At 64.0% G+C, this 14,542-nt stretch carries 15 protein-coding genes; 4 read left to right on the forward strand and 11 right to left on the reverse strand.

What is annotated here, in order from left to right:
- Nucleotides 1–16: 16 nt before the first annotated feature.
- Both ACWAT4_RS35380 and ACWAT4_RS35385 read right to left on the reverse strand, forming a co-directional pair.
- A complete protein-coding gene (locus tag ACWAT4_RS35380) occupies nt 17–415 on the reverse strand; it encodes an META domain-containing protein (RefSeq protein ID WP_212297141.1) in 399 nt (132 codons plus the stop codon).
- A gap of 136 nt (nt 416–551) precedes the next feature.
- Entirely contained in the window at nt 552–2,216 is a 1,665-nt protein-coding gene (locus ACWAT4_RS35385; protein ID WP_212297142.1) for an L-lactate permease, read from the reverse strand.
- A 312-nt stretch (nt 2,217–2,528) separates the two neighbouring features.
- On the opposite strand from ACWAT4_RS35385, the gene ACWAT4_RS35390 reads away from it, so the two are divergent.
- On the forward strand, nt 2,529–4,292 hold the full coding sequence (locus ACWAT4_RS35390) for an ABC transporter ATP-binding protein/permease (RefSeq protein WP_449729247.1): 1,764 nt from the start codon (nt 2,529–2,531) through the stop codon (nt 4,290–4,292).
- Between the two features lie 270 nt (nt 4,293–4,562).
- On the opposite strand, the gene ACWAT4_RS35395 is transcribed toward ACWAT4_RS35390, so the two are convergent.
- The 4 genes from ACWAT4_RS35395 to ACWAT4_RS35410 form a co-directional block, all read right to left on the reverse strand.
- The gene (locus tag ACWAT4_RS35395; protein ID WP_212297144.1) at nt 4,563–5,564 is read right to left on the reverse strand and encodes a TorF family putative porin; all 1,002 of its coding nucleotides are present in this window, start codon (nt 5,562–5,564) and stop codon (nt 4,563–4,565) included.
- Nucleotides 5,565–5,991: 427 nt separating this feature from the next.
- Nucleotides 5,992–6,360 (reverse strand): histone, encoded by a 369-nt coding sequence (locus tag ACWAT4_RS35400; RefSeq protein ID WP_249209543.1) that lies wholly within the window; start codon nt 6,358–6,360, stop codon nt 5,992–5,994.
- 70 nt (nt 6,361–6,430) lie between these two features.
- On the reverse strand, nt 6,431–7,753 hold the full coding sequence (glcF, locus tag ACWAT4_RS35405; RefSeq protein WP_449729248.1) for a glycolate oxidase subunit GlcF: 1,323 nt from the start codon (nt 7,751–7,753) through the stop codon (nt 6,431–6,433).
- The gene (locus ACWAT4_RS35410; protein WP_449729249.1) at nt 7,750–8,988 is read right to left on the reverse strand and encodes an FAD-binding protein; all 1,239 of its coding nucleotides are present in this window, start codon (nt 8,986–8,988) and stop codon (nt 7,750–7,752) included. The genes glcF and ACWAT4_RS35410 overlap by 4 nt, the downstream gene beginning before the upstream one ends.
- Nucleotides 8,989–9,218: 230 nt before the next feature.
- Here ACWAT4_RS35410 and ACWAT4_RS35415 point away from each other — a divergent pair, with 230 nt between their 5' ends.
- Entirely contained in the window at nt 9,219–9,554 is a 336-nt protein-coding gene (locus tag ACWAT4_RS35415) for a putative quinol monooxygenase (RefSeq protein WP_449729250.1), read from the forward strand.
- Between the two features lie 48 nt (nt 9,555–9,602).
- Here ACWAT4_RS35415 and ACWAT4_RS35420 read toward each other — a convergent pair whose 3' ends face one another.
- Nucleotides 9,603–11,096, reverse strand: coding sequence for an FAD-linked oxidase C-terminal domain-containing protein (locus ACWAT4_RS35420; protein ID WP_212427681.1), 1,494 nt, complete (start codon nt 11,094–11,096; stop codon nt 9,603–9,605).
- Nucleotides 11,097–11,327: 231 nt separating this feature from the next.
- Here ACWAT4_RS35420 and cycA point away from each other — a divergent pair, with 231 nt between their 5' ends.
- Nucleotides 11,328–11,723, forward strand: a complete 396-nt coding sequence (gene cycA, locus ACWAT4_RS35425) for a cytochrome c-550 CycA (protein ID WP_212297150.1) — start codon at nt 11,328–11,330, stop codon at nt 11,721–11,723.
- Nucleotides 11,724–11,740: 17 nt separating this feature from the next.
- Here the strand turns inward: cycA and ACWAT4_RS35430 are convergent, their stop codons facing one another.
- Entirely contained in the window at nt 11,741–12,697 is a 957-nt protein-coding gene (locus ACWAT4_RS35430) for an alpha/beta fold hydrolase (protein ID WP_449729251.1), read from the reverse strand.
- Between the two features lie 330 nt (nt 12,698–13,027).
- Here ACWAT4_RS35430 and ACWAT4_RS35435 point away from each other — a divergent pair, with 330 nt between their 5' ends.
- Complete coding sequence (locus tag ACWAT4_RS35435; RefSeq protein ID WP_212297152.1) at nt 13,028–13,210, forward strand: hypothetical protein; 183 nt, start codon at nt 13,028–13,030, stop codon at nt 13,208–13,210.
- Here the strand turns inward: ACWAT4_RS35435 and ACWAT4_RS35440 are convergent.
- From ACWAT4_RS35440 to ykgO, 3 genes are all read right to left on the reverse strand, one after another.
- The gene (locus tag ACWAT4_RS35440) at nt 13,207–13,467 is read right to left on the reverse strand and encodes a hypothetical protein (RefSeq protein ID WP_212427679.1); all 261 of its coding nucleotides are present in this window, start codon (nt 13,465–13,467) and stop codon (nt 13,207–13,209) included. The two genes, ACWAT4_RS35435 and ACWAT4_RS35440, sit on opposite strands and share 4 nt — an antisense overlap.
- A 125-nt stretch (nt 13,468–13,592) precedes the next feature.
- Nucleotides 13,593–14,231 carry a tetratricopeptide repeat protein gene (locus ACWAT4_RS35445; protein WP_212297154.1) on the reverse strand — a complete coding sequence of 213 codons (639 nt, stop codon included), beginning with the start codon at nt 14,229–14,231 and terminating at the stop codon, nt 13,593–13,595.
- Nucleotides 14,232–14,337: 106 nt separating this feature from the next.
- The gene (gene ykgO / locus ACWAT4_RS35450) at nt 14,338–14,463 is read right to left on the reverse strand and encodes a type B 50S ribosomal protein L36 (RefSeq protein ID WP_006611362.1); all 126 of its coding nucleotides are present in this window, start codon (nt 14,461–14,463) and stop codon (nt 14,338–14,340) included.
- Nucleotides 14,464–14,542 lie beyond the last annotated feature (79 nt).

Below are 14,542 nucleotides of genomic sequence, written 5' to 3' on the forward strand. Positions count from 1 at the left end.
GAATGACGCTGACGCGTCAATTCCCATTCTCGCGGAAGCGCAGCGTCTTCGGGCCGACCAGCGTGAGCACATCGCCCTGCCGCTTCCAGGTCTCGACGGCGGCAAGCGCTGCGACGAGATCATCATCAGCCTGGGCCTTTGCCGGCGGACAGGAACGATCCTGAATCTGGCCCGGGACGAAGATCACGGTGTTGCCGGCGACCGAGAACTGGCCCTTGCCGCCCTTGCACCAGAGCTCGAGCACGACCTCGCCATTGCCACCGATCTCGAGGTTCGGGATGCGCTTCGAGCCCGGCTGCGGCACTGCCTCCAGCGTCATCTCGGTGCCGAAGGGAAAGCCCTCTTCCGCACGCGCGACGGCGGACATCACAAGCAACGCGGCCGCGGCACACACCATCTGCTTCAACGACACCATGAGACCTCTCGACCGACCCGATTTGCCGGGTCTTCTATAAGACGACGAGGCCTTTGAGAAGGTTCGTCGGTTCAAGACACAAAAATCCCCGCGGGACGATCCCGCGGGGATTTGCGTCGAGGCCGGGCGGCGCCTGCTACTTCAGCACGAGGGCCGTGAACGGATAGACATAGGCTTGCAACGTCACTAGCACACCGACGAGGCAGGCCAGCACGATCGAATGCCAGAACACGAAGCGCAGGATCGTGCCTTCGTGGCCGTACCAATTGGTGGCCGTGGAGGCGACCACGATCGATTGCGCATCGATCATCTTGCCCATCACGCCGCCCGAGGAGTTCGCCGCCGCCATCAGGACCGGCGACAGGCCGATCTGCTCGGAGGTGATCTTCTGGAGATTGCCGAACAGAATGTTCGAGGCGGTATCCGACCCCGTCAACGCCACCCCCAACCAGCCGAGCAACGTGCCGAAGAAGGGATAGAGCACGCCGGTTGCAGCGAACGCGAGACCGAGCGTCGCGTCGACGCCGGAGAGCCGCGTCAACGTGCCGATTGCGAGCATCGCCGAGATCGTGATCAGCGAGATCGCGCACAGCCGGATGGTGCGGCCATATTCCACAAGCATCCTCGCCGGCGAAAAACCGGCCAAAGCCGCGGAAATGATTGCCGCGATCAGCATGCCCGTGCCGGTGAACGACAGATAGGTGAATGCGAACACGGCGCCCTCGGGCGTCGGCTTCGCCGCCACCGGCGGGACCTTGTTGATCATGTTGTGCAGCTCCGGAACCGGATAGTTCACGGTGAAGATCGAGTTCGCCCAGGTCTTGAACGCACCGTTGCCCCAGATCAACATGACGACGCAGACGATGATCCACGGCAGCAAGGCGGTCCAGAGCTCGCGTTGCGTGAGCGGGGTTCTGTCCATCGACGCCGGCTTGGCCATGGTCGCGGCCGATTCGTCCCTGCCTCGCAGCGCCGGCGACAGCCAGAGCTGCTTCGGTTGCCAGACCTTCAGGAACAAGATCAGCGCCCCCATCGAGATCAGCGATGCGCCGATATCGACGATCCAGGGGTTGATGTGGTTCGAGATCACGTATTGCGGGACCGCGAACGACACGCCGGTGACGAGGATCGCCGGCCAGACGTCCTTCATGCCCTTCCAGCCCGCGAATGCCCACACAACCCAGAACGGCACAATCAGCGAGAAGAACGGCAATTGCCGTCCGACCATCGCGCCGAGGATGTAGGGATCGAGCCCGGTGACGGAAGCAAGGCCCTGGATTGGCGTGCCGAGCGCACCATAAGCAACCGGCGCCGTGTTGGCGATCAGCGACAGACCGGAAGCCGCGAGCGGCGAGAAGCCAAGCCCGATCAGGACGGAGCCCGTGATGGCAACCGGCGTGCCGAAGCCGGAGGCGCCTTCAAAGAACGCACCAAAGGAGAACGCAATCAGCAACAGCTGCAGGCGCCGATCCTCCGTCACGCCGCCGACCGCACGCTTCAATAACTCGAATTGACCGGTTGCGACCGTGATCTGATAAAGGAAGATAACGTTCAACACGATCCAGCCGATCGGGAAGAAGCCGGCGACGACGCCGAGCGCAGAGGCGCGAATCGACATGTTTGCCGGCATGGTGAAGATGAAGATCGCGATCAGGTTGGTCAGGATCACCGCGATGATCGCCGCGATGTGCGCCTTCACGCGGCCGCTCGCGATCAGCACGAGCAGCGTGACGACGGGTACCGCCGCCGCAATCGTCGACAGCACAGGGCTGTGCAGCGGATCGTAGATTTGATTCCACATGGTCTTCCTCCCCCACGCATGTGTGTGGCAGGCGGCCCGCGTGGACAGCCGATCCTGCTTGACGCTGAAGCATAACCCCCGAGCTGGACGCGAATTCCTCGCGAATGCAGCGGTTCCCGTCCGCTCACAAGCTCGCGAAATCCCGAGGGCCCCCACCCCGCGCCGCTGAGGCCATGCTAGGGTTGCAAGCTGCGACAAGCCAACGCAAATTGCACCCCTTGCGACTTTAGTCTAAGCGCGCTCATTTCCGTCCTTGCCTCAACGGTTTGGCTCGAGGCATTTGCGCACAGCCCCTGCAGGAGATCCCGCTCTGTGAAGAACATCCGCGCCACGCTCGCGACCGTCTGGCGAATCGCCGCCCCCTATTTCCGATCGGAGGACAAATGGGCCGGCCGCGGCCTGCTCGGCATCGTCGTTGCACTGGAGCTGGCGCTCGTCGCAATCAATGTGCTGCTCAATCAGTGGCAGAACCGGTTCTACAGTGCGCTCCAGGCCTACGATCTGAATGAGTTCGTCATGCAGGTCTGGATCTTCCTCGGCCTTGCTTTCACCTACGTGGCGGTGGCCGTCTACAAGCTTTACCTGAACCAATGGCTGCAGATCCGCTGGCGGCGATGGTTGACGCAACACTATCTCGGCGAATGGCTCGACGGCGCCACGCATTACCGCATGCAGTTGAAGGGCGACGCCGCCGATAACCCGGACCAGCGTCTGACCGAGGACGTCACGAATTTCGTCGAGCAGACCCTTGTGCTCGGCCTCGGTCTGCTGTCGTCGATCGTGACGCTGGCGTCGTTCATCGTCATCCTCTGGGGTCTATCGAACAAGGCGCCCCTGCACATTTACGGCACTGACATCGTCGTTCCCGGTTTTCTGGTCTGGTGTGCGCTGGCCTACGCGCTGCTGGGCACAGCCCTGACGCACTGGATCGGCGCGCCGCTCATCAATCTCTATTTCGAGAAGCAGCGCTACGAGGCCGACTTCCGCTTCAACCTGATCCGAGTCCGCGAAAATTCCGAGCAAATTGCTCTGTTGAGAGGGGAGAGCGCGGAGCGAGGTCATCTCCTGCAGCGCTTCGGCTTCGTCATCGGCAACTGGTATGCGATCATGAGCCGGACCAAGCGGCTCACCGCCTTCACCGCGAGTTACGGTCAGGCTGCAACGATCTTTCCCTATGTCGTGGTCGCGCCCGCCTATTTTGCCAAAAGCATCCAGCTCGGCGACATGATGCAGACCGGCTCGGCCTTTGGCCAGGTGCAGGATGCGCTGTCCTTCTTCGTCACGGCCTATCGATCGATCGCGGAATGGCGTGCCATCGTCGCCCGTCTCGACGGCTTCGAGATGTCGGTCGCGACGGCGGCAAACCTGTCGGCGCATGAGGCGACGATCGAGCTCAAGGCGTCGGGCGGTAGCCGCAATATCGGCCTCGAGAAGCTCTGCGTGTATCTCCCCAACGGCACGCCGCTGGTCGCAGCCGACGGCTTCGCCATCCAGGCGCCGGAACGCGTGCTCGTGACCGGTCCGTCCGGCTCCGGCAAGTCGACACTGTTTCGCGCCATCGCCGGCATCTGGCCGTTCGGCACCGGCACCATCGTCGTCCCCGCGCAGGCGAAGCTGATGATGCTGCCCCAGCGCCCCTATTTCCCGGTCGGTGCGCTGGGTGACGCCGTGATTTATCCCGCAGCCCCCGGCGCATTCCAGCGAACCCAAATCCGCGACGCGGTGATCGCCGTCGGCCTGCCTGACCTCGCCGAACGCCTCGGCGAGGACGGCCATTGGAACCGGATGCTGTCGCTTGGCGAGCAGCAGCGGCTGGGACTCGCGCGCGCGCTGCTGCATGCGCCGGACTATCTGTTTCTCGACGAGGCCACCGCATCGCTCGACGAACCGTCCGAGGCCAGGCTCTACCGGCTGCTGACGGACAAGCTGCCGCAGGCCACCATCGTCTCGATCGGCCACCGCTCGACGCTCGATGCCTTCCACACGAGGAAGGTGGCGATGATGGAGAGCGGCAGGATCCACGTGCTGGGCGGTGACGACGCACCGGCCGAGCCGAAGCCGAGCGCGGCCCGCTGAGGCACGATCGGGGCCCCAATTCGGGCCTCGTCATAGCGAGGAGCTCTTGCGACGAAGCGATCCAGACTGCTCCGGCGGAAAGATTCTGGATTGCTTCGCGGAGCCTGTCATCGCGCCGCGCGTCGCGCGGCCCCGGTGACTCGCAGTGACGGAGTGTGAGGCACCGACGCTCTCGCTCCACGCCCCGCAGGGGAGGCCACGCGGCACCTCACCAAAACAAAAGGGCGGCAGATTGCTCTGCCGCCCTTGTTAGTCGTCTCGGGACAAAACTTACTTCAGATTGGTCATCGCCGTCAGGTCGAAGGACAGCTTGGCGATACCGGCCGCGCCGCACCAGTTGGATCCGGCGCCGCCCGGGTTGATCGCGGTCACGCTGGTGGTGCCGGTGGCGTTGAAGGCGCTGGTGAAGGCGTTGCAATCACCCTTGTTCAGGTTGGTGTCGGAGTAACGCAGATCCAGCGTGAACACCTTGTAGGTGAAGCCGACGCCGACGTTCCAGGTGTTGTAGCTCTTGTAGGGAATGCCGTTGGCATAGATCGTTCCGGGGATGCCGTAGAAGGCATCGGAAGTGCCGAGCCACTGGCGGCCGAACTCACCCGACACGTACATGCCGAGGCCCGAAGCGCCGAAGGTCGTGCTCGGCGCGATCCACTTCGCGGTCACCGACGCGTAGTCACCCCAGGCACCCGAGTTCAGGAAGTTCGGCGAGTAGTACTCGTTCACGCCGACCGACCAGTTGTCGTTGATGGTGTAGTTCACCTTGCCGTAGACTTCGAAGAAGCTGACGTCCTTCTTCATGACGTTGCCGTCGGCAAGGAAGATGGTCGTGGTGCTGACCGGGCAGACACCGCCGCCGGGAACGCCGCCGGTGAGCACGTTGTCGGCGCAGCTTCCGCCCGGATACAGGTAGCCCCAGACGCCGATATCGAAAGCGAAGGCTCCGAAGGTCGGGCGGATACCGCCGTAGACGTCGACTTCGGCCGCAGCGCGGTTGGCGAAGGAGATGCTCTCAGCGGACACGCCGGCGTACAGCTGGAGGTCCTTGGTGACGTTGTAGCGCGGCTCGAAATAGGCCGCGACCGACGGCTTGTGGTTCGACTGGGTCACGCCGCGGAAGATGTAGTCGTTCATGACCGCACCGCCGAAGGCGATATCCCAGGGGTCGAACGCGGGCGCCGGAGGAGCCTTCATAGCCTTCAAGGGCATGTCCGCCGCGAAAGCCGAACCCGTCACCATTGCCAGCGCCGTTGCCAACAAAGTCACTTTTTTCATTTCGATCCCCATCACCAGTTCTGGACCCCGGTCGAGCTCCGGAAGCCCCCCGGGACACCCGACCTGATTGCAAATTTCGTAACTGCGGCAATCTGGATGGAGGGAGGCAAAGCGAGAAGCAAAAAACACGAGCATCTGCCGACTTTTTGGGCGTTCTGACAATTCCACGAAAGGTTGTCGGCCAGTGTTGCTTCTCGATCACATAATTTTCACGCCAAAGTGCACAGAGGGATCCGGGATACTACGTGGACCCGCGGCGCCGTGGCGCGCGCGCCACGAATCAGCTGACTCAAAAACGGGCAACCCCCCGGCCATCGTGGCGCCGATGCAAAAAGGCCGCAGCATCACGCCGCGGCCTTCCTGTAGTCGATCGTGATCGGCGGATAGATCCGGCCCCTGGCCCAAGCGTGAGCCTATCCTTGTCGGCCTATCCTTGCCCTTCGGCCGGCGTCGGTTCCGCAGAAGACGAAGGCATCGCCCAGCTCGTCTCAGCGGCCGGCTCGGGTGCCGGCGCCGCCGCAGGAGCTGCCGGCTTCGGCGCGGGAGCTGCCTTCGCCTTCTTCGGTGCTGCTTTCTTGGCGGCCTTTTTCGGCGCCGCCTTCTTCACAGCCTTCTTGGCCGCAGCCTTCTTGGCCGACTTCTTGGCGGCCTTCTTCGGCGCAGCCTTCTTGGCAGATTTCTTTGCTGACTTCTTTGCGGACTTCTTGGCCGCCTTCTTCTTCGTCGCCTTCTTCGCGCTTACGACCTTCTTGGCCTTTTTGGCCTTCTTGCTTTTCTTCTTGCTCGCTTTCGCCATCGTGGTCCTCCTGTTGCCGCCGAACAATGGTCGATCGGGCGCCCTTCAACCGTCATCTCCGGACGAAAGCTTAGCGCGACGCATTCAGTGCCGGCCGCGACCCGCCCGTAGCCCAATCGAGAAGCTCAATCGTGTGTACGACCGGAACTGACGTGCCACTGGCAATCTGCACCATGCAGCCGATATTGCCCGCGGCAATCATGTCCGGCTTGACGCTCGCGATGTTGGCGACCTTGCGATCACGCAACCGGCCCGCAAGCTCGGGCTGGAGAATGTTGTAGGTCCCCGCCGAACCGCAACACAAATGGCTCTCCGGGACATCTTTCACCACGAATCCATTCTTGGAAAGCAATTCTTTCGGAAGGCCCGTGATTTTCTGCCCGTGCTGCAACGAACACGCAGAGTGATAGGCAACGACGATGTTGTCCTGTTGCGTGCTCGGCGCGAGGCCGAGGCCAGCGACGTATTCGGTGATGTCCTTCGCCAGCGCGGACACCTTCGCCGCATCGGCTGCGAACGCGGCGTCCTCGCGCAGCAGATAGCCATAGTCCTTGATCACCGTGCCGCAGCCGGACGCGGTCACCAGGATGGCATCGAGCCCCTCGCCGGCGGCCTCTTTCCGCCACGCCGTGACGTTGGCGCGAGCCCGCGCCAGCGCATCATCATCGTGACCGAGATGATGAGTGAGCGCGCCGCAGCATTGCTCGTCCTTGACCAGGACGACCTCGATGCCATGGCGGGTGAGAAGACTGATGGCCGCCTGGTTGATGCGTGGCGCCAGCACCTGCTGAGCACAGCCCTGGAGCAGCGCGACCCGGCCCCGCTTTTTGCCGAGCGCTGCGAACACGCTGCCTGGAAGGGCACCGGGCGCCGGAAGCCGGCCAGGTGCCAGCGCCAGCATCGCCTTGAGGCGCTGGATCAGGCCGGGGGTGGCCGAAGGCCGCGGGGTCGGCAGGAAGACAGCCAGGGGGCGGGCCAGTTGCGCCAACCGCATGCTCACGCGAAACCATTGCGGGTCAGGCAGCACGAAGGCGAGCACCCGGCGCAGCAGCCGCTCGGCGAGCGGCCGCTCATAGCGCTGCTCGATCCTGACCCGGGCCTGGTCGACGAGGTGCATGTAGTTCACGCCGGAAGGGCAGGTCGTCATGCAGGACAGGCACGACAGGCAGCGGTCGACATGCTTGACCACCTCGGCGCTCGGTGCCTGGTCCTTCTCCAGCATCTCCTTGATCAGATAGATGCGGCCGCGCGGGCTATCGAGCTCGTCGCCGAGCAGGACATAGGTCGGGCAGGTCGCGGTGCAAAAGCCGCAATGGACGCAGGCGCGCAGGATCTTGTCGGCTTCCGCGATGTCGGGGTCGGCGAGTTGCGCGAGTGAGAATTCGGTCTTCATTGAGCAGCGCCCCGCGTCAACCGCCCCCGGTTCAAAATCGACTTCGGATCGAAACTGGTGCGGACCCGCTCGCTCAGGGCAGCAACACCTGGGGCTTGCGGATGGAACACGTCGACCTCGCGCCTGACGTCCTCGGCCGCCCGGATCAGCGTGGCATGCCCGCCAAACGCGTTGGTCCGCTGGCGAACGGCCGGCGCGTGCGCATCGCCCCTCGGCGGCAGTGCCGCCCAGATCAAGCCGCCGCCCCAATCGTAGATGACATCGCCACCGGTCTCGCGCGCCAACTGCGTCCCGAGCGCCGCGCCCGAGGCCGGCGGGCAGACGATCCGCCACACCGGCCAGGCGCCGAGCGCGCCGCCGGCCGCGAACGGCAGCGCGTCCCGGATCGTGGCCCACAGCGCAGACGAGGCGGCGTCCTCGATGAGAGTCGCGGTTCCGAACGGCACCAGCAATTCACGCAAGGAGCCCGCGCGGTGGCTGGCAGAGGCGGTGATGCCCTCAAGCCGCAGCACCGTCAGCGCCTCGCTTTCGCCTGCGATATCGCCGAGCCCGTCGGTCTTGGCGCGGAAAGCCGATTTCGGCAGATGGGCGGCGGCGGAGACGTCGAAGGGCGAGCCAAGCGCCGCGGTCATCGCCTTGTTCGCGGCCGCATCGTCGAGCCCGCGCAGCAGCAGCGTCCGCTCGGCTTCCGGCTTCGGCATCACCTTGAGCGTCACTTCAGTCATCACGGAGAGCGTGCCCCACGACCCCGCCAGCAGCTTGCAGAGATCGTAGCCGGTGACGTTCTTCACCACCCTGCCACCAGTCTTGAAGCTGTCGCCGAAGCCGGAAACGGCATGCGCCCCCAGAAGGTGATCGCGCGCCCCTCCCGCCCTGATGCGGCGCGGACCGGCCAGGCCAGACGCGATCATGCCGCCGATGGTACCGAGCGCCGGCGTGCCGAGCAGCGGCGCGGTGTTCATCGGCTCGAAGGCGAACTGCTGGTTCTTGGCATCGATCAGCGACAGCACGTCGGCCAGCGGCGCGCCGGCCTGGAGCGTGACGATCAATTCGTTCGGCTCGTAGGAGGTGACGGCATTCAGCGCGGAGACGTCAAGCACGGCATTGGTCGCCATCGCGTGCCCGATGCTGCGCTTGCTGCCATGGCCGACGATCTCGAGCGGCTGCTCGTTGGCGATCGCCGCGCGCACCACCTCTTCGACGTCTTTGGCGTCTCTGACCCTGAGCGTATCCACGGGAAAAGGCGGTAGCGAAATTCGCTGCCAAAATCAAATGTGACGTGACGCCAGCGACCATTGCCGGCGGGCTCGAGCTCCTGCACCGGACCACAGCAACACTTCGATCATGCGAAGCGTTCACGACATCGACACTTCGATGACGGGCGAACCAAGCCGGTCCGACCCATCGTTACAAGCTCGCACCGATCGCGATCGAGACTGAAGGCGAACAGCAAGGAGGAAGAACCATGAACCACTATGCAACACAGAAATCTCTGAGCGACGCCGTCGACGGCGGTGGCCTGCTCGTGGTCGCGCAATGGGAGGCCAAACCGGGTGAGGCCGACAATATTGCCGGGATCCTCGACCGCTTCCTGCCGGAGGCGGAGCGCGAGGAGGGCGTCAAGCTGTTCCTGATCTCGCGGGCTACGGACAATCCGGCCCAGTTCCTGTTCTACGAACTGTTCCGCGACGAGGCCGCGTTCAGGGCGCATCAGGACAGCGCGCACTTCAAGACCTACATCGCCGGCCAAGCACTGCCGCTGCTGGCCAAGCGCGAGCGGGCGCAATACGGGATGTTGTAAAGGCAGCGGGAGGGAAGCGTTCGCGTCGCGAGCCTTTCCCTCCCCAATCTAGAACCGCGGAATATCCGGAAACGCCAGCTTGCCCGCATGCACATGCATGCGGCCGAGCTCGGCGCAGCGGTGCAGCGTCGGAAACACTTTTCCGGGATTGAGCAGGCCCTGCGAGTCGAACGCGCATTTCAGCCGCTGCTGCTGGTTGAGGTCGATCTCGCTGAACATGTCGGGCATCAAATCGCGCTTCTCGATGCCGACGCCGTGCTCGCCGGTGAGCACGCCGCCGAACTCAACGCAGGCGCGCAGGATGTCGGCGCCGAAGGCTTCGGCGCGCTCGATCTCGCCCGGCTTGTTGGCATCATAGAGGATCAGCGGATGCAGATTGCCGTCGCCGGCGTGGAACACGTTGGCGCAGCCGAGCTGATATTTCTCCGAGAGCTCGCGGATGCGCGCCAGCGCCTTCGGCAGCGCACCGCGCGGAATGGTGCCGTCCATGCAGAGATAGTCGGGCGAGATACGGCCCACCGCGGGGAATGCAGCTTTCCGGCCCGCCCAGAACAGATTGCGTTCGGCTTCCGAGGTCGAGATCTGCAGCGTCACCGAGCCGCACTCTTTCGCGATGGTCTCGACGCGGGTGATCAGCTCGTCGACCTCTATGCCGGGGCCGTCCAGCTCGATGATCAGCAGCGCCTCGACATCGAGGGGATAGCCGGCATGGACGAAGGCTTCGGCGGCGTGGATCGCGGGCTTGTCCATCATCTCCATGCCGCCGGGAATGATGCCGGCGCCGATGATCCGCGCCACGCATTCGCCGGCGGCCTCGACCTCGGCGAAACCGACCATCAGCGCGCGCGCCGTCTCCGGCTTTTGCAGGATGCGCACCGTGATCTCGGTGATGACGCCGAGCAGGCCTTCCGAGCCGGTGATGACCCCCATGAGATCGTAGCCGGAATTCTCGCACCCCTTGCCACCGATGCGCAGGATCTCGCCGCTCATCAGGACGATTTCGCAACCGAGCACGTTGTTGGTGGTCATGCCGTATTTCAGGCAGTGCACGCCGCCGGAATTTTCGGCGACGTTGCCCCCGATCGAACAGGCGATCTGCGAGGACGGATCGGGCGCATAGTAGAAGCCGGCATGTGCAACCGCCTGGCTGATGGCGAGGTTCGTGACGCCGGGCTCGGTGACGACGACGCGGTTGTCGAAATCAATCTCTCGGATGCGCTTGAACTTGCCGAGCCCGAGCAGCACGCCGTCCTCCAGCGGCAACGCGCCGCCGGAGAGCGAGGTGCCGGAGCCGCGCGGCACCACCTTGATGCCCTGCGCGGCACAATATTTCAGGACGAGCGAGACTTGCTCGGTCGTATCGGGCAGCACCACGACCATCGGCGGCTGCCGGTAAGCGGTCAGCCCGTCGGATTCATAGGCCCGCATCTCGGCGGCGCTGTCGATCACGCCCTCGCCGGGCACGATTGCGCGCAATGCAGCAACGATCTCCGCGCGGCGCGCAAGCACCGCCTGATCGCTCGCAGGCATCATGATGGCCATGTTACGAAACCTTTGTCCGGCATTGGAATTTGTCCCGCCAAATCAATCATGTCTGCCCGTGTTTGGGTAGGGTCCTCCGAAGGTCGCATTGCTTTGTTGCAGCGCAAGTTCTCTCTGGGGCAAGCCTGCTACCAGAAAATCTGTCACGGTTTCGCGGCTTGTCCACTTGCACTGGACCTGCCAAAACGACGACCCTCAATCTGACCCCCGGGAAGAGACGAAGAGCACCCTATGACAAAACTGACTTTCGGCGCGCTGATTGCCCTGGCCATGACTGCCGCTACGTCCACCGCGATGGCGCAGGACGCCGCAGCCGGCAAGACGTCGTTCAACAAATGCCTAGCCTGCCATGCGATCGGCGAAGGCGCCAAGAACAAGGTCGGCCCCGAGCTCAACGGTCTCGACGGCCGCAAATCCGGCACCGCGCCGGACTACAGCTATTCCGATGCGAACAAGAACTCCGGCATCACCTGGAACGAGGCCCAGTTCAAGGAATACATCAAGGATCCGAAGGCCAAGATCCCCGGCACCAAGATGGCGTTCGCCGGCATCAAGAACGAGACCGAAATCAACAATCTCTGGACCTATGTCTCCCAGTTCGACAAGGACGGGAAGACCAAGCAGTAAGCCGTGAAGGGCGGCCGCTAATCGGCGGCCGCCTGCGCCGGGACGACTCGATCAATCATCGTCTCGATCTCCGTCTTCACGAGATCCGGCACCGCGTTCTGCACCATGTGGCCGAGATCGGGCCGCACGATTAGCTTTGCATTCGGCACCATCGCGGCAAACGGACGCGCGTGGACCTCGGTCTTCACGGTCTTGTCGGGCTCGCCGGCGATGATCGTGACAGGCACCCCGATCTCGCCGTAGCGCGCAGCCTGCGCGGCCACCGACGCCTTCAGCGTCACCAGATCATAGGCATTGGCGATAAATTCGCGCGGGCGCAGCAATAGCGGCGTCGCGGAGTCCTTCACGAAACCATCGGGCATCATCTGCGGCAGGAACACGTTGCGCGCGCCGGACTCGGTGACGAAATAGCCCAGCGGCAATGTGATGGTGTAGGCAAGCAGCGGGCCGATCACCGGCATTGCGATGATCTCGTTGTAGCGGCCGACACCGCCGCGCCAGGGATGGGTCACCGGCGCCAGCATCACGAGGCCGGCCACGCGGCTCGCATGATCGAGCGCCAGCCGCGCGCCGAGGGCCCCGCTCCAGGAATGCACGACGAAGATCGCGCGATCGATCCCGAGCTCGCCGAGCGCCGCGTCGATCATCCGCGCCTGGATGTCCGGCGTCGAATCCTGCCGCCTTGCGCGCGTGCTCCAGCCGTGGCCCGGGCGGTCGATCAGGATGACGCGATGCTGCTTGGCCAGGAGATCGCCGAGCGGACGCCGCATCACTTCAAGGTTGGAGCTCGCGCCGTGCAGCATCACGATCGGCAGACCGGCATCGCGGGGGCCGATCTCGACGACGTGGAGGGTCGCGCCATCGACCTCAATCATCCGGCCCTGCGGCGGATAGGCGCGTTGCAAGGCAACAATGCCGGCCTGCGTGACCAGCGCCAGCAGCACCAGCGCCGTCACGGCTGATATCACGATCATGAAGAAAGTCCGGGCGATCCAGGGCACATCGCAGTTACGGGTCATACAGGCGGCAGTTTCGCGCAAGGAAACTCGGCGTTTCCACAGGAAACGCCCCCCCCTGTGGATATGTACACAATCAGAAAACTGAAAAATCAAACAGAATCAATGAAGCAACTCGATCACCCACAAGCCCCGGACCAGCTTCATGCGGCCGTCATCGCAGCGTCCTTATAATCGCCACGGTCGGTTCCGCCATCTAGGCGCGGATGGGCGCCGATCCCTCCTCGCAACCCCAGGGGCGCGGGAAAGACCGGCAGGATTGTCCTGGTTTGAACCGGAGGATTTTCGATGAGCATCAGATCGAATGACACCGCAATCGACGAGATCGTCGCAAGCTGCAACGGCGACCTGCGCGGTGCCGTGCGGGCGCTGCTCCTGATCAACGAGCACCTCGAGAGCGAGCTCGCAAAAGCCTATGCCGCAGCCGCCGATCGCGGTCTCGCCGAGCGCGGCACCAGCGTCCTGCACTAGCCCGCATCGTCCTCGGCCTTTTCCTCGTCGGGCGTGGGCGCGGGACAGGCGCGGATGGTCGAGCGGGCAAGCTGGGCATCGGCCTTGGACTTGTAGGGGCCGTCGCCGAACCAGATGTCGCCGTTGATGACCGGATTGCTGGTCACGATGTTGCATTTGCCGGTGGCGCGGTTGCCGACCACCCAGAACAGCCCGTCGGCGAGGCTCATCGTTCCCGACGCCAACAGCAAGCTACAGGCAAAGATCAAGCGCTTCATGGCTTTCGCTCCTGCCATGCAGGTAGACCTGCGGCGGCGGCGACAATAGTCCTGACGACGCTGCGCTTCCGATCGTGGTTAATCACGAGGCGCCGCAACTGCTCTAAAGATGATCGAGTTATCGGCTAGATGTCGCGGCCTTCGACCTTCTCGGTCAGCGCCTTCACCTGATCGGGAACCTTCTCGAGGTGCGGATTGACGGCGAGCGCCTTGCGGTAGGCCTCGAGCGCACGCTTCTCGTCGCCGACCTCCTGCATGATCATGCCGAGCCCCGCGAGCGCGCCGAAATGACGGGGCTCCCGGATCAGCACCTCACGAAAGTCGGCGAGCGCGCGGGCATAGTCGTTCTGCACGTAGTAGAGCGTGGCGCGCCGATTCCAGGCTTCGATGTAGTCGGGGCGGAGCTTGATGACGGAGTCCAGCAGCTTGACCGCGACGTCGATCTTCTGCGCATCGACGGCCGCCTTGGCCCGCGCCATCAGGAGGGCCGCGGTGTCGCTCGGGGTCTGCAGCCAGATCGCCCAGATCCGCGCCTCGACATGCTTGGCGCTGGCATCGTCGGGGGCGGCCTTCAGCGCGCCGAACAGGAAATCGAGATTCTTGGTGCGGTCAGGCTTGGGCAGCTTGGCCGGCGCTTCCGGCACCTTCTTCGGCTGCTTCGCCGGCGGGGCCGGATCATCCTGCGCCAGCGCCGGCGCAAGGCCGGCGGTGCCGAGAACCAGAGCCAGGCACAGCGTGCGTGCGAAGGGGAATCTCACTGCCATGGTGAAAGTGTAAACGCGCAAAGCCGCCCTTGCAAAGCAAAGGCGGCGTCAAACTCGTGTGAGACCGTGGTCTTGCGGGGCGCGCCTGGCGTCCGGCAGGGCGAAATCAGCCCTGACGAGCCTTGAAGCGGCGCTGCACCTTGTTGATCACATAGACCCGGCCCTTGCGGCGGACCAGGCGGTTGGCGCGATGGCGACCGCGCAGCGACTTCAACGAGTTACGGACCTTCATGGCAGAATCCTGAACGTTCGAAAGGCCGTGTTCGGCACTACCGTTTCGGCACGCGCGAATGTGGCAAAATGAGATCTTT

The sequence above is a fragment of the Bradyrhizobium sp. T-1 genome, assembly GCF_053592855.1.